The organism is Streptomyces sp. NPDC047706, from assembly GCF_043204795.1.
Lineage (GTDB): Bacteria > Actinomycetota > Actinomycetes > Streptomycetales > Streptomycetaceae > Streptomyces.
The window spans coordinates 39838-60643 of sequence record NZ_JBIDCW010000036.1 but is presented as its reverse complement, the minus strand read 5'-3'; the positions used below and the strand labels follow the sequence as shown (position 1 = coordinate 60643).

Annotated in this window: 15 protein-coding genes, 2 tRNA genes, 3 pseudogenes and 1 riboswitch; of the genes and pseudogenes, 10 read left to right on the top strand and 10 right to left on the bottom strand. The window is 72.6% G+C overall.

Annotation, left to right across the window (positions count from 1 at the left end; genetic code table 11):
• Nucleotide 1: 1 nt before the first annotated feature.
• Nucleotides 2–2092 carry an asparagine synthase-related protein gene (locus tag ACGF8A_RS31685; protein ID WP_393113704.1) on the bottom strand — a complete coding sequence of 697 codons (2091 nt, stop codon included), beginning with the start codon at nt 2090–2092 and terminating at the stop codon, nt 2–4.
• 744 nt (nt 2093–2836) lie between these two features.
• On the opposite strand from ACGF8A_RS31685, the gene ACGF8A_RS31680 reads away from it, so the two are divergent.
• From ACGF8A_RS31680 to ACGF8A_RS31665, 4 genes are all read left to right on the top strand, one after another.
• Complete coding sequence (locus ACGF8A_RS31680; RefSeq protein ID WP_393113703.1) at nt 2837–4261, top strand: MFS transporter; 1425 nt, start codon at nt 2837–2839, stop codon at nt 4259–4261.
• A gap of 160 nt (nt 4262–4421) precedes the next feature.
• The gene (lhgO, locus tag ACGF8A_RS31675; RefSeq protein WP_393113702.1) at nt 4422–5636 is read left to right on the top strand and encodes an L-2-hydroxyglutarate oxidase; all 1215 of its coding nucleotides are present in this window, start codon (nt 4422–4424) and stop codon (nt 5634–5636) included.
• Between the two features lie 236 nt (nt 5637–5872).
• Nucleotides 5873–6691, top strand: coding sequence for a tRNA (guanosine(46)-N7)-methyltransferase TrmB (trmB, locus tag ACGF8A_RS31670; RefSeq protein ID WP_393113701.1), 819 nt, complete (start codon nt 5873–5875; stop codon nt 6689–6691).
• A 42-nt stretch (nt 6692–6733) separates the two neighbouring features.
• Nucleotides 6734–8041: a PrsW family intramembrane metalloprotease gene (locus tag ACGF8A_RS31665; protein WP_393113699.1), complete on the top strand. Its 1308-nt coding sequence runs from the start codon at nt 6734–6736 to the stop codon at nt 8039–8041.
• A gap of 103 nt (nt 8042–8144) precedes the next feature.
• Here ACGF8A_RS31665 and ACGF8A_RS31660 read toward each other — a convergent pair whose 3' ends face one another.
• The 4 genes from ACGF8A_RS31660 to ACGF8A_RS31645 form a co-directional block, all read right to left on the bottom strand.
• Nucleotides 8145–9191, bottom strand: a complete 1047-nt coding sequence (locus tag ACGF8A_RS31660) for a M23 family metallopeptidase (protein ID WP_393113698.1) — start codon at nt 9189–9191, stop codon at nt 8145–8147.
• Nucleotides 9192–9202: 11 nt separating this feature from the next.
• Nucleotides 9203–9382, bottom strand: a riboswitch (cyclic di-AMP (ydaO/yuaA leader).
• 215 nt (nt 9383–9597) lie between these two features.
• The gene (locus ACGF8A_RS31655; RefSeq protein WP_393113696.1) at nt 9598–10854 is read right to left on the bottom strand and encodes a PP2C family protein-serine/threonine phosphatase; all 1257 of its coding nucleotides are present in this window, start codon (nt 10852–10854) and stop codon (nt 9598–9600) included.
• Between the two features lie 159 nt (nt 10855–11013).
• Nucleotides 11014–11087 (bottom strand) — tRNA-Met (locus ACGF8A_RS31650).
• Nucleotides 11088–11172: 85 nt separating this feature from the next.
• Complete coding sequence (locus ACGF8A_RS31645) at nt 11173–12303, bottom strand: dihydrofolate reductase family protein (protein WP_393113695.1); 1131 nt, start codon at nt 12301–12303, stop codon at nt 11173–11175.
• 193 nt (nt 12304–12496) lie between these two features.
• Between ACGF8A_RS31645 and ACGF8A_RS31640 the strand changes: the two genes are divergently transcribed.
• From ACGF8A_RS31640 to ACGF8A_RS31625, 4 genes and pseudogenes are all read left to right on the top strand, one after another.
• Complete coding sequence (locus ACGF8A_RS31640; protein WP_393113693.1) at nt 12497–13009, top strand: MarR family winged helix-turn-helix transcriptional regulator; 513 nt, start codon at nt 12497–12499, stop codon at nt 13007–13009.
• Nucleotides 13010–13899: 890 nt separating this feature from the next.
• Nucleotides 13900–14163: pseudogene (locus ACGF8A_RS31635) on the top strand (site-specific integrase); the annotation flags it as partial.
• Nucleotides 14164–14232: 69 nt separating this feature from the next.
• Nucleotides 14233–14568, top strand: coding sequence for an ArsR/SmtB family transcription factor (locus ACGF8A_RS31630; RefSeq protein WP_393113692.1), 336 nt, complete (start codon nt 14233–14235; stop codon nt 14566–14568).
• Nucleotides 14559–15287 carry a cation transporter gene (locus ACGF8A_RS31625; RefSeq protein ID WP_393113712.1) on the top strand — a complete coding sequence of 243 codons (729 nt, stop codon included), beginning with the start codon at nt 14559–14561 and terminating at the stop codon, nt 15285–15287. Before ACGF8A_RS31630 ends, ACGF8A_RS31625 begins: the two co-directional genes overlap by 10 nt.
• A gap of 22 nt (nt 15288–15309) precedes the next feature.
• Here ACGF8A_RS31625 and ACGF8A_RS31620 read toward each other — a convergent pair.
• Both ACGF8A_RS31620 and ACGF8A_RS31615 read right to left on the bottom strand, forming a co-directional pair.
• A pseudogene (locus ACGF8A_RS31620) lies at nt 15310–15875 on the bottom strand (lantibiotic dehydratase); the annotation flags it as partial.
• 26 nt (nt 15876–15901) lie between these two features.
• A pseudogene (locus ACGF8A_RS31615) lies at nt 15902–16234 on the bottom strand (hypothetical protein); the annotation flags it as partial.
• Between the two features lie 343 nt (nt 16235–16577).
• Between ACGF8A_RS31615 and ACGF8A_RS31610 the strand changes: the two are divergent.
• Nucleotides 16578–17132, top strand: coding sequence for a DUF6907 domain-containing protein (locus ACGF8A_RS31610; RefSeq protein WP_393113691.1), 555 nt, complete (start codon nt 16578–16580; stop codon nt 17130–17132).
• Nucleotides 17086–17280 (top strand): DUF6907 domain-containing protein, encoded by a 195-nt coding sequence (locus ACGF8A_RS31605; RefSeq protein WP_393113690.1) that lies wholly within the window; start codon nt 17086–17088, stop codon nt 17278–17280. The genes ACGF8A_RS31610 and ACGF8A_RS31605 overlap by 47 nt, the downstream gene beginning before the upstream one ends.
• Before the next feature lie 129 nt (nt 17281–17409).
• Here the strand turns inward: ACGF8A_RS31605 and ACGF8A_RS31600 are convergent.
• The 3 genes from ACGF8A_RS31600 to ACGF8A_RS31590 form a co-directional block, all read right to left on the bottom strand.
• Nucleotides 17410–17482 (bottom strand) — tRNA-Lys (locus ACGF8A_RS31600).
• A 386-nt stretch (nt 17483–17868) separates the two neighbouring features.
• Nucleotides 17869–20022: a DEAD/DEAH box helicase gene (locus ACGF8A_RS31595; RefSeq protein ID WP_393113689.1), complete on the bottom strand. Its 2154-nt coding sequence runs from the start codon at nt 20020–20022 to the stop codon at nt 17869–17871.
• A gap of 238 nt (nt 20023–20260) precedes the next feature.
• Complete coding sequence (locus tag ACGF8A_RS31590) at nt 20261–20803, bottom strand: hypothetical protein (protein WP_393113688.1); 543 nt, start codon at nt 20801–20803, stop codon at nt 20261–20263.
• Nucleotides 20804–20806: the final 3 nt, after the last annotated feature.

Below are 20806 nucleotides of genomic sequence, written 5' to 3'. Positions count from 1 at the left end.
CTCACCCGCCGGACGCCAGCGCTCCCCGGCGCGGTGCGATCCCACCGGGCACGGCACGCGCGCGTGCGGGTGTCCCGGTCCAGCAGGTGCCCCGCCGGGCCAGCAGCCGCCGTAGCCACAGCTCCAGGGAGACCAGGTCCGCCAGGCCGTCCAGAGGCAGCGGCTCGCCCTCGGTGGCCGCGCGCAGCGCCTTGCGGACGACGCGGGCCTCGACCAGGCCCGCCTCCGCCAGCAGGGGGGTGTCGAAAAGCGCCATGAGGGGGTCGACCGCGAGCCGTAGCCCGGCCCGCGCGGCGGCCGCCGCCGGTGCGTGGGACGGAGCGCCCCAGCCGGGCGGAAGGTCGCTGATGCCGGCCCCCTGCAGCACCGTGCGCAGGATCGCCGCACGCGCGCCGGGCTGGACCCGCAGGGCTTCCGGCAGAGCGCGGCAGGCCCGGACGACCTGGTTGTCGAGGAACGGCGCGTGCAGGCGCTGGAAGCGGATCTCGGCGGCCTGTTCCAGTACCCGGATGTCGGCCGCCGTACGGGCGAGTGCCGCCCGCGCGCGGAAGTCGCCCGGCCGATGACCGGGGCCGAGCCCGGCTCCGGAACGATGGGTGGCCCCCTGCAAGCGAATCGATACTTCAGCCAGTGCCTCCCCCGTCAGCCAGCGGGCGGCCGGCCCGGGTCTCGCCCAGGTCAGCGCGGCGAGCGAGGCGCCGACCGCGCCCCCGGGTTCCTCGAAGCGCTTGTGCAGCAGCCGCTCGGCGAGGCTCTCCAGACCCGCCCCGTAGGGCGTGCGGGCGAGCCGCCGCGCCGCCCCGTACACGCGCGCGGGGACCAGGACGGACCCGTCGGCCCTGGCGAGCGCGGCCACCGGCCGGACGAGGTGGCGTCTTTGCCGGTCCATCAGCAGGTCGGCGAGGCGGGCCGGATGGGCGTCGAGCACCTGCCGGGCGCCGTATCCGGTGAGGTGGTCCGCGCTGCCGGAGGCGAGCCGGGCGCGGTGCCGGACGGCGGTCACCAGGCTGGCGCCGGGTTCGTCGGTCAGGGGGCCGTCGAGGGTGGCGTACGGCAGGGTCTCCTCGCCGCCCGCCACCACCACGTGGTGGAAGCGGGGGTTGGCGGCCAGCGCACCGGCCCGCTCCAGCTCGGCCTCCCGGCCGCCCACCGCCAGATCGTTGAAGGTGACCGCCAGCAGCCGCTCCCCGGCGCCCGTGCCGTGTCCCAGTACCGTTCCCGGCATCCCGGGCAGCCCGGCCGCCAGCAGCGCCAGCGTCCCCGAGGCCGGCCCGCCCGACAGATCCGCTCCGATGCCGGGCACCGGCATCCCGCGCGCGGCACGCCGTTCGGCGGGGCCCATGCCCGGGACGGGCCCGGGGTCGATGTCGGCGCCGGGCACGTGCCGGGGGGCGGCGAGGCGGGCGCGGACGGCCTCGACCAGGGCGTCGCGGACGGCGTCGACCGCGCGGTCGGGGTCGGCGGGCGGCGCGGCCACGGCGAGCGAGGCGACCTGCTCGTACCCGGCTACCTCGCGGGCCCCGGCGCGCAGGATGAGGGCGTGTCCCGGGGGGATGCGGCGTACGCCGTCGTACGGGGTGGAGTCGTGCAGGGCGGCGGGGACGTCGGGGGCGGCCAGCAGGGCGGCGAGGTGTCCGAAGTCGAGATTGGCCTCGACGAGGTCGGCCAGGGGCAGGGCGGCCGTCGCGTAGGCGGTGCCGCCCGCCCAGGGGGTGTGGAAGACGGGTCTCGCGCCCGCCAGGTCGCCGCAGACCGTGATGCGCCGGCCGGCCTGGACGACCGCCGTGTAGCTGCCCGGCCAGGCCGTCAGATGGCGAAGTGCCCCTCCGCGCGCGGTGAACAGTCCGAGTCGCAGCTCCTCGTCGGTGGCGCCGCAGGTGCCGAGGACGGCGATGCGGGTCTGGGCGTCGGCCGAGACGGTCCGGACCTCGTCCGGGCGCCAGTCGCCGACCGCCCACAGCGGATCCGGGTCGCCCCACAGGAGTTGGGAGCCCACGGGGTGCAGGGTCTCGCCGTCGTAGCCGGTCGCCCCCGCCGAGCCGATCCGGGCGGCTCCCGCGGCGGTGCTGCTCCACCCCACCAACCACCGCATCGACGCCTCCACAGACTGTGGACAACCAGTGCACCGTACGAACCGGTTCACCATGCTGCCACGAAGAACGCGCCGCGGAGCGGCGGCGGTGCCGCTTGTGATCCCCCGAATGCGCCCCGCGCACCGCCTCGCGCGACCCCGGAACATCCCGGGGATACCCCGGAATTGACCCGCCGACGCCTGGCGGCCCTGCCCGACAGCGGCCTTCCACACGTCAGCTGCGACGCGAATGCGCCCTGTATACGCCCCCTGAAAACCCCCAACGCGCCCTCAAACTCCGTGGTGGGCGCGGAAATCACCCCCGGAGGGCAGGGGCGGTTTTCGGCCAAATCGATGCCCGGCAGGTGCACGTGCATGCGCTTCGTGCACGCTCCGTGCAGGCTCTGCGCACCGATCGGCTACGCACGGTCCGGGAGGCGGAGTTCGCCTCCCGGACCGGTCCGCCGCCCGCGGGGATTGAGGCGGCGGTATCCCCCAGCCCACTGGTCCAGTACAGCGGGCCGACCCACGCACCATCATGGAACCGCTCCCCCGATGGCCGGAGAAGAGCGCACGGACGGGCGCACGGCCACACAACGGGAGCACGTCACAACTGTGCGTATCGGGACCGTACTTCCGTACGGACCACAATCCCGCCATCCGGAACAATGCCCCTTAACGCTTGGGATGCGGCGAACTACGCTGGGTTTACGAATGCCGCGTGGTTATGCCAGTGCGGCAGCCGTCTGTGTCGAGGGGTGGCGCATGTCCAGGGAGCAACGCGGGCCGAACGAAAAGCTCGGCGCCGTTCTCGCCCTCGCGGGAATCAGCAACGCGGGACTCGCGCGACGCGTCAACGACCTCGGCGCCCAACGAGGGTTGACGCTTCGCTACGACAAGACCTCGGTGGCGCGCTGGGTGTCGAAGGGCATGGTGCCGCAGGGTGCCGCGCCGCACCTCATCGCGGCCGCGATCGGCCAGAAGCTGGGCCGCCCGGTGCCGCTCCACGAGATCGGCCTGGCGGACGCGGACCCCGCGCCCGAAGTGGGCCTCGCCTTCCCCCGGGACGTGGGACAGGCCGTGCGGTCGGCGACGGATCTGTACCGCCTCGACCTCGCCGGGCGCCGGGCCGGCTCCGGCGGCATCTGGCAGTCGCTCGCCGGCTCGTTCGCCGTGAGCGCCTACGCGACGCCCGCCTCCCGGTGGCTGATAACCCCGGCCGACAGTTCGGTCGCGCGCGAGGCGGGCCCGGCGGAAGGTTCCGGCGCACCGATCAAAGTCGGCCACAGCGATGTGCAGAAGCTGCGGGAGGCCGCGGAGGACGCCAGGCGCTGGGACTCCAAGTACGGGGGCGGCGACTGGCGTTCGTCGATGGTGCCGGAGTGCCTGCGGGTGGAGGCGGCGCCGCTGCTGCTCGGCTCCTACTCGGACGAGGTCGGGCGCGCGCTGTTCGGGGCGAGCGCCGAGCTGACCCGGCTCGCGGGGTGGATGGCCTTCGACACCGGGCAGCAGGAGGCGGCGCAGCGGTACTACATCCAGGCCCTGCGACTGGCCCGGGCCGCGGCGGACGTGCCGCTCGGGGGCTATGTCCTGGCGTCGATGTCCTTGCAGGCGACCTACCGCGGCTTCGGTGACGAGGGTGTCGACCTCGCCCAGGCCGCGCTGGAGCGCAACCGGGGGCTGGCCACCGCCCGCACCATGAGCTTCTTCCGCCTGGTCGAGGCCCGCGCCCACGCGCGCGCGGGAGACGCCCAGGCGGCCGGGGCGGCCCTGAAGGCGGCGGAGGGCTGGCTGGAGCGGTCCCGCGAGGGGGACCACGATCCGTCCTGGCTCGGTTTCTACTCGTACGACCGTTTCGCCGCCGACGCCGCGGAGTGCTACCGCGACCTCAAGGCACCGCGGCAGGTGCGGCGGTTCACCGAGCAGGCGCTGTCGAAGCCGACGGAGGAGTTCGTCCGCTCGCACGGGCTGCGCCTCGTCGTGTCCGCGGTCGCCGAACTGGAGTCCGGGAACCTCGACGCGGCGTGCGAGCAGGGGGTGCGGGCGGTGGAGGTCGCGGGGCGGATATCGTCCGCGCGGACCACGGAGTACGTGAAGGATCTGCTGCACCGGCTCGAGCCGTACGGGGACGAGCCGCGGGTGGTGGAGTTGCGGGAGCGGGCCCGGCCCCTGCTCGTGGCCCCGGCGTAGGGCCAGGGTCCCGGTGCGCCCGCCCGGCCGGGAGCCCTACCGGGGCACCGGCCACCGGGGGCCTGCCCCACGGTTCTCATCGCCCGCCCGCGGCCCCGTCACGGCGTGCGGGTTTGAGGGCGTTGTCAGTGGCGCAGTGCACTATCGATAGCGGGAGGTGGTGCGGGTGCGGGCTGTCGCTCACGACTGTGACGTGCTGGTGATCGGCGGCGGGATCGTCGGCCTGTCGGCCGCGTACGCGATCACGCGTGCCGCGCCGGGGACACGCGTGACGGTGCTGGAGAAGGAGGCGGGCCCGGCCCGGCACCAGACGGGGCGCAACAGCGGGGTCATCCACAGCGGGGTCTACTACCGCCCCGGCTCGCTCAAGGCGCGGTACGCGGTGCGGGGCGCGGCGGAGATGGTCAAGTTCTGCGCGGAGTACGACATCGCGCACGCCGTCACCGGCAAGCTGATCGTCGCCACCGGGCGCGCGGAGCTCCCCCGGCTGCACGCGCTCGTGCAGCGCGGCCGGGAGAACGGCATCCCGGTCCGGGAGCTGGTCGGCGCCCAGATAGCGGAGTACGAGCCGCAGGTGCGCGGCCTCGCGGCGATACACGTCGGCACGACCGGGGTGTGCGACTACGTCGCGGTCGCCCGGCAGCTGGCCGAGTCGTCGGGGGCCGAGATCCGGTACGGCTCGCAGGTGCGGCGTATCGACCGGCGCCCGGACCTGGGGGTCGCCGTACGGACCGCGGACGGTGCCGTGGTGCGCGGGCGGGTGCTGGTGAACTGCGCCGGGCTGTACTGCGACGAGATCGCCCGGATGACCGGGGACGATCCCGGGATGCGGATCGTCCCGTTCCGGGGGGAGTACTACGAGCTGGCGCGGCCCGAGCTGGTGCGCGGCCTGGTCTATCCGGTTCCGGATCCGGCGTTCCCCTTCCTCGGCGTGCACCTCACGCGCGGCATCGACGGCGGCGTCCACGTCGGCCCCAACGCCGTCCCGGCGCTCGCCCGCGAGGGCTACGGCTGGGGCGTGGTCCGGCCCCGCGAGCTGGCCGGGACGCTGGCGTGGCCCGGATCGTGGCGGATAGCGGGCCGGCACTGGCGGTACGGAGGCGGGGAGCTGCGCCGGTCGGTGTCGAAGGCCGCGTTCACCAAGGCGGTACGGCGGCTGCTGCCCGCGGTGACGGAGGAGGACCTGGTCCCGACGCCGGCCGGGGTCCGGGCCCAGGCGGTGCTCCGGGACGGCACGCTGGTGGACGACTTCCTGATCCACGAAGGCGCACGGGCGGTCCACGTCCTGAACGCCCCGTCCCCGGCGGCCACGGCCTCCCTCCCGATCGGCCGTGAGGTGGCCCGCCGCGCGCTGGACGCGCTGGGCCGCGCATGAGCGGACGCACTCCGGCACCGGCAGGCGCGCCGGCCGCCCGCGTGTGCGGCACGGCACCCCACGCCCCGCCCACCCGGCGCACGTACACCCCACGCCCGCCCACCCGCGGCACGCACACCCCACGCCCGCCCACCCGCGGCACGCACACCCCACGCACACAGCGATCTCGCGCCCGCACGCCCACGCCCCCGTACCAGGACCCGCCCATCCCCCGAACCCGTAAAATCGAACCCACTGTGTATGACTCCCTGAACACCCCCGAAGCCCCCCACCCCGCCCCCGACAGCGTCGCCCGGCCGGTGCGGGCCAAGGGGGAGCCGCGTTTTCCGGACGGGCCCAAGGCGGATCCCGCCGGGTCGCACTTCGAGCGCCGGATCCGGAGTTTTCAGCCACGGCGGAGCCGGGTGACCTCGGGGCAGGCGGACGCGTTGCAGCGGCTGTGGCCCAAGTGGGGGCTGGACATCGACGGCTCGCGGGTCCTGGACCTGGCCGAGCTGTTCGGCAACGACAACCCCGTCGTGCTGGAGATCGGCTTCGGCATGGGCGAGGCGACCGCCCGGATGGCCGCCGCCGACCCGGACACCAACATCCTCGCCGTGGACGTACACACCCCCGGCCAGGGCAACCTGCTCAACCTCGCCGACCAGAGCGGCACCGGCAACATCCGGGTGGCCAACGGCGACGCCATCATCCTGCTGCGCGAGATGCTGACCCCCGACTCGCTCGACGGGCTGCGCGTCTTCTTCCCCGACCCCTGGCCCAAGAAGCGCCACCACAAGCGGCGGCTGATCCAGCCGGAGTTCCTCACCCTCGCCGCGACCCGCCTGAAGCCGGGCGCGCTCCTGCACTGCGCGACGGACTGGGAGCCGTACGCCGAGGTGATGCTGGAGGTGCTCACCGCGCACCCCGATTTCGCGAACACCCGGCCCGACGGCGGCTTCGCGCCACGCCCCGGCTTCCGCCCGCGCACCCGTTTCGAAGGGCAGGGGCTGGAGAAGGGACACGTGGTGAACGACCTGCTCTTCCGCCGCGTGGCTCACGAAGGTCAGCCGTAAAACGTTCCCTCGTTCGATCCTCCCCTCGTTAGGGTCAATGCCGTGGCGACCAGTCCCCCGTACCCGACGAATCCCGGCATCCCCCTCGGCGGCCCCCTGCACGCGCACTGGTGGCACCGGCGGTGGGTGCGGTACGGCGCGCTGATCACGCTGCTCGCGCTGTCCGGCCTGGTGATCCTGGCCCTGGTCCGGGAACAGACCGGCACCCAGGGCTTCCTGGTCGGCCTCGGCCTCGCGGTCCTGCCCGTGCCGCTGCTCATAGCCGTCTTCCGCTGGCTGGACCGGCTCCAACCCGGCCCCTGGCGGAACCTGCTGTTCGCCTTCTCCTGGGGCGCCTGCGCGGCCGCGCTGATCGCCATCGTCGCGAACAGCTTCGCGACCAGATGGATAGCGACCGCGACCGCGGACCCGACCAGCGCGGACACCTGGGGTGCCACGGTCATAGCCCCGGTCGTCGAGGAGTCCGCGAAGGCGGCCGCGATCCTGCTCCTCTTCCTCTTCCGGCGCCGCGACTTCACCGGCATCCTCGACGGAGTCGTCATCGCCGGGGTCACCGCCACCGGCTTCGCCTTCACCGAGAACATCCTCTACCTCGGCACCGCGTTCGGCACCGACCAGCTGGCCGGCCACAGCGGGATCGCCTCCGTGACCGCCGCGACGTTCTTCGTGCGGGTCGTCATGTCGCCGTTCGCACACCCCCTGTTCACCGTGTTCACCGGCATCGGCTTCGGCATCGCCGCGCTCGCCGGGGAGCGCCAGCGGCTGCGCCGCGTGCTGCTCCCGCCGGCGGGGCTGCTGCTCGCGATGGGCATGCACGCCCTCTGGAACGGCTCGGCGACCTTCGGCGACTACGGGTTCTTCGCGGTGTACGGCGGCTTCATGGTCCCCGCGTTCGGGCTGCTGACCTGGCTGGTGATCTGGACGCGGCAGCGGGAGCTGCGCACCGTCCGCGAGGAGCTCCCGGCCTACGTCGTGGCCGGCTGGATCTCGCCGGCCGAGCCGTTCGCCCTCGGCTCGATGCGGGCCCGCCGACTGGCCCGCGAGTACGCGGGCCACCACCTCGGCAGACCGGCCGCCCGGGCGGTCTCGCAGTACGAGGCGTACGCCACGTCCCTGGCCTTCCTACGGCACCGGGGCCGCCGGGGCCGGGCCCGCGCCGACTTCGTCGTACGGGAACGGGAGCTGCTCCAGGAGCTGTGGAGCCGCCGGGAGATCGCCCGCCCGGCCCTGGAGTACGCGGCTCGGATGACCGCCCCGCCGATGCCGGTGCTGATGCCACCGGTGTACGGCTGGGCGCCGGCGCACGGGCACGCGGCGCCCTACCCGGCGTACAACCCGTACCGGTCGTAGGGGCGCGCGCCGGTCTCCGGACAGCCGAAACCGGCCGCCCTGACGTCGGGGGGTCGCCGTCAGGACCGCCGGGGTTCGTGAGAAGCGCGTCCGGAGGAGGCCCTCAGGGGTTGAGGCCCTTGCTCTGCAGCCAGGCCAGCGGGTCGATGCCACCGGAGTCGCCGGTGTGCACCTCCATGTGCAGGTGGGCCCCGGTCACGTTGCCAGTGGCGCCCACGCGGCCGATCACCTCGCCGGTGGTGACCGTCTGCCCGACGCTGACGCCGATCGACGACTGGTGGGCGTACCAGATCTCGGTGCCGTCGTCGAGGGTCAGCACGGTCTTGTAGCCGTACGAGCCGTTCCAGCCGGCCTCGGTGATGGTGCCGCTGTGCACGGCCTTCAGGGGCGTGCCGGTCGGCGCGGCGAAGTCGAGGCCGGTGTGGTAGCCGGACGACCACAGGGCGCCGGCCTGGCCGAAGGTGGAGGTGAGGGTGTACGAGGAGGTCGGCAGCGTGAACTGCTTGGCCAGCGCGGCGAGTCGCTCGGCCTCGGCCTTCTGCCGGGCTTCCTCCTCGGCCTTGGCCTTGGCGGCGGCAGCCTTCTCCTTGGCCTCCTTCTCCGCCTTGGCCGCTGCCTCGGCGGCGGCCTTCTCGGCGGCGGCGACGGCCTCGGCGGCGGCCTTGGTCGCGACCTGCTCCTGCTGCTGCTCGGCCTGCGCGATGATGCGGGCGCGCAGCGTCTCACCGGCGCCGGTGGTGCCTTCCGCGGTGTCCGCGGTGGCCGTGGCGAGGCTGCTGAGCGGGGCACTCGCGGTCGAGGTGTCGGCGGAGTCGGAGTCGTCGGATATCAGCGAGCCGACGTTGGGCAGGTCGGGCATCGAGATCGACACCGGCGGCTTGCCGGTGTTGGCGCTCGCCATGCCGCCCGCGCCGACCGCGGCTATGACGCCGACGCCGAGAACGGTGGAGCTGCGGGCGAGTCCACCGCCGCGCTGCTTGCTGACGCGATGCCGGCCGCGTACGGGGCGGATGGTCTCCGCGGTGGGGTTCCACTCCTCCCACGGGCCCCCGTCGGTGCGCTGTGCGCCGTAGACGAACGTCTCGGTGCCGTCGGCGGTGCGCTGATCCGGCACGAACGGGGCCTGTGGGGCAGGCCGGTTGGACGCCACGTGGGCGTGCTCCTTTCCTTCCTTCTCGCCTACCGGGTTAGCTGACGGGTTCGGAGCAGGAAGGTCTCCTACGCGCGTAAACCAGCCGTGCTTCCACGGCGGCATACGCCCGATTCACCCCAAGATGGTGGTTCCCCGGTTCCCTTGTGCGGCCGGTGAGGGCCTCGCGCGGGATTCGGCGCGTGCGCACGGAGCCGCCTCTTGTGACGGCTGGGACGACCGCGCTGCGTTATCGGACGTTAATAGAACCGGGGCCTGATTTCCAAGCTGTTCCACTTGATCTTTAACGTTTCCTGCCAGGACGTACAGGGCCATGAGCGGCGAAAATCGGGCGAGTTGACCGCCACGCAGAGCGATCTCCACATCTGACCGTGTGTCAGTTGTTATGCGGAGGGCTTCCGTTCGATCACCCGCGGTGACAGTCGCCCTGCGGGCGCCGCACGGCGAGCAGTGCCATGTCGTCGGTGGTGCCGCCCCCGCTGTGCCGGCGGACCTCGTCGGCCACCACGCACAGCAGCTCCCCGGGCCCGCGGAAGGTCCGGCCGGCCAGCCCGGCCACCGGGTCGTAGAAGGCGCCCCGCGCGTCGCGGGCCTCGGACAGGCCGTCGGTGTACAGCAGCAGCGTCGCCCCGCCCGGGAACGGCGTCTCCTGCGCACGGTCCGGCCAGGTGCCCAGCTCGCCCATCCCGAGCGGCAGCGCCGGTTCCTGGGCGGGCAGCGCGCTCACCGTGCCGTCGGCGTACAGCATCAGCGGCGGCGGATGGCCGCGGTTGAGGATCCGTACGACACCGGCGTCGTGCGGAAGCTCGGCGAGTACGGCGGTGGTGAACTCCTCGAAGGCGTCGATGCCGTCCCGCCGTGAGCCCTCGCGCGTCAGCGCCCGCTCCAGCCGCTGCGCGACCGCCGCCAGCGTCGTCTCGTGCTCGGCGGCCTCCCGGAACGCCCCGATGACCACCGCGACCGCCGCCACCGCCCCCATGCCCTTGCCGCGCACGTCCCCGACCACCAGCCGTACGCCGTAACGGCTGTCCTGCACCGCGTAGAGGTCGCCGCCGATGAAGGCGTCCGCCTGGGCGGCCTCGTAGCGCGCGGCGATCTCGAACCCGCCGATCCGCTCCATCGGCTCCGGCAGCACCGCCAGCTGGGCGGCCTCCGCGATCTCCCAGGCCGAGTCGAGGCGGGCATGGCTGCGCCGGACGAGCCGGTTGATCAGCACGGCGAGAGCGGCGACCGTCGCCACCGTGACCGCCTCGGTGAGCGGCTCGACCTCCAGGGCGTCGCCGAACCGGATGTTCATGACCACGACCACCAGGAGGGCCACGACGCCGGTGAGGACCGTGGCCCGGCAGGACAGCAGGGGGGCGGCGATCAGCGGGGCGGCGGTGAACAGGGGGGCGCCGGTGAAGCCGCTGGGGGTCAGGTAGTCGTAGCAGCCGCCGATGACGAGGAGCAGGGCGGGGAGGAGGCGGACGAAGGTGCGGGCGTAGGAGATCGGGCGCTCCTCGGGGGGCGGCACGGGTGGCACCGGGCGGGAAAGCGACGGAGGGCCGCCCCGGCCGCCCCGGCCGGCGGGGCCGGGCGCGGCGTCGCGGGCCGCGTCACCGGGGACGCGGTCGCCGGATCTGGCGTACGGCCGCTCTCCTTCTCCCTCCGCAGGCCGCACTCTCGTCTCCCGTTACGCAGGTCGTCGCACCTGTCCAGGGTTCCTGGAGCGGACGCGGGGGACCAGCCGGACGGGCCGACCGGATGACGGAGGCCGCCGGCGTCCGGAAACGACTCGGGGCCGGAATCCATGATCTGGATTCCGGCCCCGGGCCTTCAGTAGCGGGGACAGGATTTGAACCTGCGACCTCTGGGTTATGAGCCCAGCGAGCTACCGAGCTGCTCCACCCCGCGTCGGTATGACACCAGTGTACGCCATGCGCGGGACGCTCCGCGCCACGGTTTCCGCAGGCCCACGCCGCCAGGACCTGGAGGTCCCTCACAGGGCCAGATGCCGGTTGGGCTCCTTGGCCGCCTCCTCGTACTCCGGAACCACCACCACGTCCACCCCGGCCCCCGCCAGAACCCCGCTCCCGTCGGCCCCCGCCACGAACGTGTCCGGCTCACGCCAGGCCGTCACCACGCGCCCCACCCCGGCGTCGAGGATCAGGCGCGCGCAGGGCCGGGGCCGGGAGGCGCGGTGGGTGCAGGGCTCCAGGCTGGAGTACAGCGTGGCGCCGGGCAGCCGGGGGTCGGCCGCGTCGATCTTGGCGAGCGCCGCCTCCTCCGCGTGGACGACCGGGTCACCGCCCTCCCGGGAGTGGCCCCGCGCGAGCTCCGTACCGTCCTCGGCCACGACCACCGCCCCGACGCTGAACGCCGACTCCGAGGGCGGGCACAGGTCCGCCAGCTCGCAGGCGAGGGCCAGCCAGCGGCGGTCGGCGGACGCGGCGAGGGTGCCGGTGCCGGGGGCGGTGGGCTCGTAGCGCATGAGGACCACGTCCTCGATCCGCCGGGTCTCGACCAGGCGCAGGCGTCCGGACTGGTACCGGCCCGGGCCGAAGAGGCGGGGCGCTGAGGGGTCGCCGACGAAGAGGGGAGCGAGCACCAGCTGGAGTTCGTCGGCGAGGCCCTCCAGGAGGAGCTGGGTGTGGACGGTGCCGCCGCCCTCGACCATCAGGCGGCTCACGCCCCGTACGTCGTGCAGATGCGCCAGGACCGCACGCCAGTCGAGCCTGTCGCCGAGGGCGACCACGTTTGCGGCCACGGGGTCGCCCTTGAGACGCCGGGCGCCCTCCGTCGTCGTATACACGACCTTTTCGCCTCCCGTGTGCCAGAAGTTGGCAGCCGGGTCCAGCTCGCCCGTGCCGCTCACCGTGACCTTGAGGGGGTACTCCGGCTTCCCCGCCGCGGTCCGGGCCGCCCGGCGTTCCGGGGAGTTGACCAGCAGCCGCGGGTTGTCGGCCCGGATGGTGCCGGCGCCGACGAGGATCGCGTCGACACCGGCACGCACCTCGTCGACCCGGTCGAAGTCGGCAGGGCCGGACAGGAGGAGGCGGTCGGGGCCGGTGTCGTCCAGGTAGCCGTCGAGGGACACGGCGGCTGACAGCAGCACGTAGGGGTAGGGCATGGGCGCACTCCAGGTCGGGGTCGGGGGACGGCGGTCCGGTGACTGGGCGGGCCGGCGGCTTGCGGGCGGGGGCTCTGTTTGAGCGGTCCGGCTCGCGGGCTGGGCGGCTTGTGCGGGTCGTGGGCCGGGCGGCTTGTGCGGGTCGTGGGCTGGACAGCTTGGTTCAAGTTTTAAGCAAACCTACACTGGCGGCATGACGACTCGCTGGCTCACCCCGCAGGAGCAGCGCGCCTGGCGCGCGTACATCGGGGCCACCCTGCTCCTGGAGGACACGCTCGACCGGCAGCTCCAGCAGGAGGCCGGCATGCCGCACATGTACTACTCCATCCTCGCCAATCTCTCCGAGGCCCCGGAACGCCGGCTGCGGATGACCGACCTCGCGGAGCGGCTGAAGATCACCCGCAGCCGCTTGACGTACGCCGTGACCCGGCTGGAGAAGGACGCACTGGTGCGGCGCGAGGAGTGCCCCTGGGACAAGCGGGGCAGCGTGGCCGCGCTCACGGACGAGGGCATGACCACGGTGGAGCGGGTGGCGCCGGGCCACGTGGCGACGGTGCGCGCGACGCTGTTCGACCATCTGACCCCGCAGCAGGTGGGGCAGCTGGAGGAGATCTTCACGGAGGTCGCGCAGGCGCTTCAGGATGCCGGCGCGGGCGGCGCGGCCGGCGACGTGCCGTGGCGACGCCGGTCGTCGCCGTGCTCCTGAAAAGCGGTCGCCGCCGGTCACGTACGCGTCGCGAGGACGTTCCCGGGTGATCGTGGTCGACAGTCCCGAAGACCCGGAGCACCCGCCGATGACTCAGGGGAAAGCCGGACCCGCTGTCATTGCTGGACACCGGGGTTCACGTGACTGTCTACTTCCACAGACTGACAATCCCTTCGGAGAACTCAGTCAACGCTGCCCAATAGCCGCGCGCGCTGCGGCGAGGTGACGGTCCTTCGCCTTCTCCAAGGCGCGGAAATACTCGCCTTCCTCCTCGATAGCCGCAAGTTGCATTCTGCGTTCCACGGAGAACCAGACAGATACTAGGTTGGTCTGCTCCTTGCATGCCTCATCGGCGACCGCGACGGAGATCTCTCTCCTGCGCGAAACGGCAAGTGCTGCGGGGTCATTTCGAGAAGTGCTCTGTTGAAGGCGTGCGCGGAGCGCAGATTGTGGTCCATGCCCGGCCGGGTGAATGCGAGTCGCGTTCATAGCAGGCTGAGATGCGCGGGGTGGGCTGGTGTGTCCGCCATGGAGTGGTTGCTTCGCGCGGCGACCGCGATCAGCGACTGCCGCCGAGGTCGTGGCTCTGGGCCGCGCGCTGTTTGCCGTCGATGTCCAGGCCGCCAGGGCGTCGACGTACGCATGTCGTACGGACTGTGCCGCTCGTCGGCGGCGAGCTCGCTGTCCGCGGCCTGGGGCGGGCGCGATGAACAACTCGGTCAGGCGCCCTCGTTGCGGGCGGGTCGGCGCAGCCGTCCCCGCCCGCGTCCACCCAGCGCTTGAACGAGCAGTTCCGTTGTTGGCGGGCCCGCTGCTCCACGGCCGCCGCGAGGACAGCTGGCGGGCTGGTCCTTCGCCGGGGGCGTCACCCAGCAACCGCCGTCATGGTCACGGTCTCGGGGACCTTCCGGCGCGTCCTGGCCACAACCGACCTGCCGCCCATCACCCTCCGAGACCTCCGCCACGTCTCTGCGACGCTCACGTATGGAGGCGGCGGCGACATCCACACGATCAAGGAGACCTTGCGGCACTCCACGATCACTTTGACCTCCGACACGTACACGAGCCTGCTCCCCGAGGTCGACCGCGCAGCGGCAGAGGCAGCCGCACGACTCGTTCCACGCCAACGCGGCAACGGGCGTGCAGCGGGGTGAGAGGGTGCAGGCCGCCCAGCTCAATGATTCAGGCTTTCCTGAATTCAGATTCGTCTGTACTCTCAGGGTGTGCTGACTATCGCCCCCGAGGTCGAGGTGCTCGCGCGCTTCGGCCGCGCGCTCGCCGACCCCATCCGCTGCCAGCTGCTGCTGGCCCTGCGGAAGGCACCCGCCTACCCCTCGGACCTCGCCGAGACGATCGGCGTCTCCCGGACTCGGCTGTCGAACCACCTCGCCTGCCTGCGCGACTGCGGGCTGGTCGTCGCCGTCCCGGACGGGCGCCGCACGCGCTACGAACTCGCCGACGACCGTCTCGGACACGCGCTGGACGACCTGCGCACCGCCGTGGTCGCCGTGGAGACCGACCGCACGTGCCCCGACGCCGACACCGAGGGATGCTGCTGATGACCGCGATATCCCTCGGCCCGAGCCCTGCCCGCCGGGACGCACTCGCCCACCGCATACGGTTCCTGGTCGCCGCGACCATCACCTACAACGTCGTCGAGGCGATCGTCGCGATCACCGCCGGGACGATCGCCTCCTCCACAGCCCTGATCGGCTTCGGCCTCGACTCCGTGATCGAGGTCTCCTCCGCCGCGGCGGTCGCCTGGCAGTTCTCCGCCTCCGACCACGCCGTACGGGAAGCGCGCGAGCAGCGCACCCTGCGGATCATCGCGATCTCGTTCTTCGCCCTCGCCGCGTACGTCACCGTCGACGCCGTCCGCGCACTGACCGGAACCGGCGAAGCCGAACGCTCCGTACCCGGCATCGTCATCGCCGCCCTCTCTCTGGCGGTCATGCCGTTCCTGTCCGCCGCCCAGCGCAAGGCCGGTCGCGAGCTCGGCTCCGCCAGCGCGGTCGCCGACTCCAACCAGACGCTGCTGTGCACCTATCTGTCGGCCGTGCTCCTGGTGGGCCTGGTTCTCAACGCCACCCTCGGCTGGTCCTGGGCCGACCCCATCGCCGCCCTCGTCATCGCCGCCATCGCCGTCAAGGAAGGGCGCGACGCCTGGCAGGGCAAGGGCTGCTGCGCACCCAGCGCCCACCCGGCCGACGGCATCCGTACGGAGACCGCTGCGGCCGACGCTTACGGCGGCGCGACGGGCTGCTCCTGCTGTTCGTGAACACTCCGCTGCGGGCCGGCGAGAGGATCGCCTTGCGGTAGCGGAGCCGAGGCAGATAGGGCATCCCGACAGCGAGAGGGCCCCAGTCGAACTGAGTCCAGGCGGTAGCGAAGCCCCGGCCGAGCAGAGCGATGAACCGGGCGATCGGCGGGGCCTGCTTCTCAAGGGCGAGCGGATGCAGGACGAGCGGCTCGACGACACGGCGCCGCGAAAGGCTGACCAGATGCAGCCGCTGCTGGTGGACAGCACCGCAAGGTCATCGAGCGGGATCAGGTGGTCGCCCGGGGATCGGTGCTCGCCGACGGGGATCACGTATCGCAGCAGAGCGGGGGTGCGGGCGACGTTCTCGGCGTGCGGATGGACCGGGGTGAAGGAGAGCTGGGCGGGCAACGCCCCCTCCACCAGGGTGGGCAGGCTCCGGTACACCTCGTCGAGGCCGCTGTCCGGGAAGCTGGTGACGAACCGGCCGGTGAGGGTGCCCGTGCTCCATGCGGGACGCACGGAAACGGTGAGCTCACCGCGGTCCAGGGCCTGCGTCGTCGATGCGTGCACCCGCACCGCCATCTCGACGTGCGGGGCGATGGCCGCGCCGTGCGGCTGGTCAGGGCAGACAGCTCATCGACATCCTCGCCCGTGAGCCGGATCTCCCGGGCGGCGCCCGTGAGCGCTGCCTGCCACGCCTTGGCCATCAGCAACTCGTCGCGCGGAAGCGCCTTCGCCGGCGGCTCCGGCCACACGGACACCGGGAAGTCGGCGGGCAGCCCCACTCCGGCGGCCTGATCGACCGCGTCCCCGGAAACGTTGTTGAGCAGCCGTAGTTTTGCCCACTGTTCGGCGTTGCGGCCTGTGTAGACGGACGGGTCGGCCTGGGTGCCCGGCTTCTTGAGCTCGATGTAACCGACGAGGGCGCCTCCGACCTCAACGGCATAGTCAGGGCGGGCTCCCATGTCGACAAGCGGGACTTCGCCAATGAGCGTGACGTCCAGACCCAAGCCACGGCATATGGACCGGATCATGTTCTCCAGCGGTCCCCGGAGCTGGTCTTCCTGCCACCCCCGCCTCTCAGCTTTGGCGTGACCTCCGCCCCAAACGTCGACACGGCGGCCTGCACTGCCTGCTCGAAGCTGTCATCGATCCTGCGACGGGACCCCATACCGCCCCCATCCCCAAGGCGGGCAGATCCGGCCGACGTCAAGTCAGTGCGGTCACCTGCCGCACCGTGCTCCCCGTCGGGGCCGGACTTTTCCGGCCCTCCCTGTTCCATGACCGTAGGAGGGGAGCGCGGGGTGCATGGAGGGTGCATGCGAGGGCGCACGGAAGCACCAATGTCATCGTCCAGCGACGGCTACACCAGCTCACCTTCCGGCTCGACCCGCAGACCATCACGCCGGGTGTGGAAGTCAGCCATGTGCGGCAGCGCCCACTCCCACTGCCGGGTGGCCCGTCCGTCGCGGAACAGCCATCTCCCCGCACAGACGCAGCTGCAGGTCGAAGTCGCATGATCAGTGCTGGTTCCCGACTTGGCGGACCACTCGATCTACCGCGTGCAGTCCGTCGTCTACGTCTGCGTCGGAGCGTGCCGCGAGGGACAGATTGCTGATGTCGTCGACAGCAACCGCGGCGTTCACCACCGGAAGCGAAACAGAGCATCAGCCCGGCGGCTACCGCGTCGACATCACGCACGCGAGCCCTGACTACGAATTCACAGTCTCAACGAGCCGTGGCACGCCGGTGGTTCTGCGTGCGTGCTTCGAACAACGCCCCTTCACCGAGCGCCCACCCGATCACGTTCCCCTTCATGAACGTCGAGATGGATGGCGACTGGCATCCGCACAGTTCCGATGATTTGCGCCGCCTCTCGGAGTCCCTCACGGCACACGCGGATCGGCTTCGGGAGCTTGCCGACCGCCTCGACGGTCTCACCAACGCCTTCGATGCCACAAAGGGGACCACGCCTGGGGCGGCGAACCCTAAGAAAGGACGCGGCAGCTGAACAAGCCACGCTGCCTGTTGGCACACCCGCTCACGCAGACGGACTCCACACGTGGCGTGGCCCCGGCCAGGAGGACTGGTCGGGGCCACGAAACCGCTGGTCAGAGCCACAGAACGGCCCTGGCCTCGGTAGGCCCTGTGGGACTCGAACCCACAACCAATGGATTAAAAGTCCACTGCTCTGCCAATTGAGCTAAGGGCCCAGGCGATGTCGCCTCCCCGAGCATAGCCGGAGGACGCCGCGTCGCCGATCGGGTATCGGGGAGACGGGGCCGTGGGCGGCGTGGAAGGGTCCGGAAGTGCTAGGGATCTACCGGTTCGCGAGGCCGACCGCACCGGAAGGGCACCGGACGAGCCCGTGCCGGTCCCGGGGAGCCGGTGGAGCGCGCCCGTCGTCTCCCGCGCGAACAGGTCCGCCGTTTCCGGCTGTGCCGTGGGTGGTGACGTTCCGGACGCCGGCCTGCGTAGGGAGAAGCGGCCACAGGAGAAGCCGCCCCGGCGGAAGCCGGCCTGGCGAAGGCGACCCAGGAAAGGCCGTGGCCCCCACCGATGGGTCGGTGGGGGCCACGGGGTCTGTCCTGCTCAGGCGTCAGCCGTTGCGCTTCCAGCGCGGCTTGTCCTCGCGGCGCCCGAAGGAGCCGCCGCCTCGGTGGTCGTCACGGCGGCCGTACGGACGCTCGTGGCCGCCGGAGCGGAAGCCGGGGCGGTCGCCCTGGCGGTCCCGGTTGAACGGGCGGTCGCTGCCCCGATGGCCGCCGCGCTCGTCACGCCGGTCGAAGGAGCGGGCGGGTCGGTCGTCACGGCGGAAGCCACCACGGTCGTCACGGCGCTCGAAGGAACGCCCACCACGGTCACCGTCACGGCGGTCGAAGGAACGCCCACCACGGTCACCGTCCCGGCGCTCGTCACGGCGCTCGTCACGGCGGAAACCGCCACGGTCGTCACGGCGCTCGAAGGACCGCCCACCACGGTCACCGTCACGGCGGTCGAAGGACCGCCCACCACGGTCACCGTCACGCCGCTCGTCACGGCGGAAACCGCCACGGTCGTCACGGCGCTCGAAGGAACGCCCACCACGGTCACCGTCACGGCGGTCGAAGGAACGCCCACCACGGTCACCGTCACGCCGCTCGTCCCGGCGCTCGTCACGGCGGAAACCGCCACGCTCGCCGCCGTCACGACGCTCCCGGCGCTCGTAGGAGGAGGCCCCGGAACGCTCGGGCCGCTCGGACCGCTCGACGTCCCGCGCCGCCACCTGCTCCGGCACCGCCACCTCGATCACGTCCGGCGCCTCGGTCGCCGCGGCCGCCTCGGCCACCGCGGTCTGCGCCTCGGCGACGGCGGCCTCCGGGTCCTCGCCGCGCTCGCGGGCGACCCGGGCGACCAGCCGGTCGGCCTCCTCACGCAGTTCGGCGGCGCGCCGCTGCGCCCGCTCCAGCTGCTTGGTGAGGTGGGCGACCTCGCGCTCGGCCTGCTGCGCGGCGTTGCCCGCGGACTCGGCCTGCACCTCGGTCATCGACCGGGCGCCGGTGATTTCGGCGACCTCCGGGTCGAAGGCGCCGGCGCCCTGGATGATGTGGCGCGAGGCGTCGACGCCCGCGTCCTCCATCAGGCGGAAGATCTGGCGGCGCTGGTGCGGCAGCGACAGGGAGACGACCGTGCCGGTGCGGCCGGCGCGCGCGGTGCGGCCGGCGCGGTGCAGGTAGTCCTTGTGGTCGCCGGCGGGGTCGACGTTCAGCACGAGGTCGATGCCGTCGACGTGGATGCCGCGCGCCGCGACGTCGGTGGCGACGAGGACGTTGACGTAGCCGTCCTTGAAGTCCGCCAGCGTCCGGGTCCGGGCGCCCTGCGTCATGCCGCCGTGCAGCGCCTCGGCCTTCGCACCGGAGTCGCGCAGCTGCTCGGCGACACGGTCGGCGCCAAGCTGGGTGCGGACGAAGATGATGGTGCGGCCCTTGCGGGAGGCGATCGCGGCGGTGACCGGGGCCTTGTCCTTGGGCTTCACGATCAGGATGTGGTGCGACATGGTCGTCACCGCGCCCTGGGCCGCGTCGACCTCGTGGGAGACCGGCTCGTTCAGGTAGCGGTCGACGAGGGTCTGGATCTCGTTCTCCATCGTCGCGGAGAACAGCATCCGCTGACCGCCCGCCGGAACCTGGTCCAGGAGCTCGGTCACCTCGGGCAGGAAGCCCAGGTCGGACATCTGGTCGGCCTCGTCGAGGACGGCGATCCGCACGTCCTCGAGGGAGCAGGCACCGCGGTTGATGATGTCGCGGAGCCGGCCGGGCGTGGCGACCAGCACGTCCACGCCCCGCTCCAGGGCGTAGATCTGGTTCCCCATCGACGTACCGCCGCACACCACCTTCATCTTCAGCCCGAGGACGTCCCCGTACGGCTGGAGCGCGTCGGCGACCTGCATCGCCAGTTCGCGGGTGGGGGTGAGGATGACGGCGCGGGGGCGCTTCTTCTCGGTGCGGCCGCCGGCCAGGGTGGCCAGGGTGGGCAGACCGAAGGAGAGGGTCTTGCCGGAGCCGGTGCGGCCACGGCCGAGGATGTCCTTGCCGAGCAGGGCGTCCGGGATGGTCGCGGCCTGGATCGGGAAGGGGGTGGTCACACCGTTCTGCGCGAGCTTGCGTACGACGCCCTCGGGCAGGCCGAGGGCGGCGAAGGTGATCTCGGGGACCTCGGGGGACTGGTCGTCGCCCGAGGGCATGACGGCGTGATCGGTACTGGCGATAGACATACGTCTGCGAAACCTTCCGGAGTCTCATCGGCACGCGCCCGTCAACTCCGTGATTCGCACACGACCGCCTCAATGCGGTCCGCCACGGTAAGGGAGAGTACGCGCCACACGGCGCGCTCTGCGGTGGCGCCGGGCAAATGGGATCAAACGATCTACCACCATACGCACTCACCACCCCGGAAGGCAAACCGGGCCGGAAACGGCTGCTCGGCGGCGCCCACCGGAAGCCCGGCGAGAGCTAGACCGGCACCCCCGCCTGGGGCGCCGGCTCCCGCTGGACCAGTTGCGGACTCGTGTCCTCGTGTGCCGACGAGGACGGCTCCGCGACCGTCGGCTCCGGGCTGGCCGGTGGCTCGGGTGTCGGCGGGGGCGGTTCCGGGGCCGGCGTGGTCCGGGTGGGGGTCGGCTCGGGCGGGGGCGGCGGCGGGTCGCCGCCCGGGTCGACGGGGTGCCCGGGGCCGGCCGGCGCCTGGCCCGACGCGGACGCCCGTGGCGCCTTCGCCGAGCCGGACGGCTCGGGCTTCGTCCCGGGCGAGGCCGAGCGGCCACCCTTGCCGTCCTTGCCGCGCGCGGGATCCGCGCCGCCCGCGGCCCCGCCGCCCGCGACGCCGCCACCGGACCAGGCCGTGCCTCCGTCGGGCGCCTCGCCGCCCCGTGGCCCCGCCGAGTGCGAGGGCCTGGCCCGGTCGCCGTCGTCGTCACCCACGCTCATGCAGCCGGCGGCAGCGGCGACGGCCACGACGGTGGCGGCCAGGCGGACAGGTACGTACAAGGGGCGCACGGG

Coding starts and splice junctions, on each gene's coding strand:
- ACGF8A_RS31680 (WP_393113703.1), top strand. CDS start 2,837: ATGTCCAGGGAGCAACGCGGGCCGAACGAAAAGCTCGGCGCCGTTCTC.
- ACGF8A_RS31625 (WP_393113712.1), top strand. CDS start 14,559: ATGCTGCTGATGACCGCGATATCCCTCGGCCCGAGCCCTGCCCGCCGG.
- ACGF8A_RS31645 (WP_393113695.1), bottom strand. CDS start 12,303: ATGCCCTACCCCTACGTGCTGCTGTCAGCCGCCGTGTCCCTCGACGGC.
- ACGF8A_RS31610 (WP_393113691.1), top strand. CDS start 16,578: ATGGAGGGTGCATGCGAGGGCGCACGGAAGCACCAATGTCATCGTCCA.
- ACGF8A_RS31605 (WP_393113690.1), top strand. CDS start 17,086: ATGAACGTCGAGATGGATGGCGACTGGCATCCGCACAGTTCCGATGAT.
- ACGF8A_RS31640 (WP_393113693.1), top strand. CDS start 12,497: ATGACGACTCGCTGGCTCACCCCGCAGGAGCAGCGCGCCTGGCGCGCG.
- ACGF8A_RS31595 (WP_393113689.1), bottom strand. CDS start 20,022: ATGTCTATCGCCAGTACCGATCACGCCGTCATGCCCTCGGGCGACGAC.
- ACGF8A_RS31685 (WP_393113704.1), bottom strand. CDS start 2,092: ATGCGGTGGTTGGTGGGGTGGAGCAGCACCGCCGCGGGAGCCGCCCGG.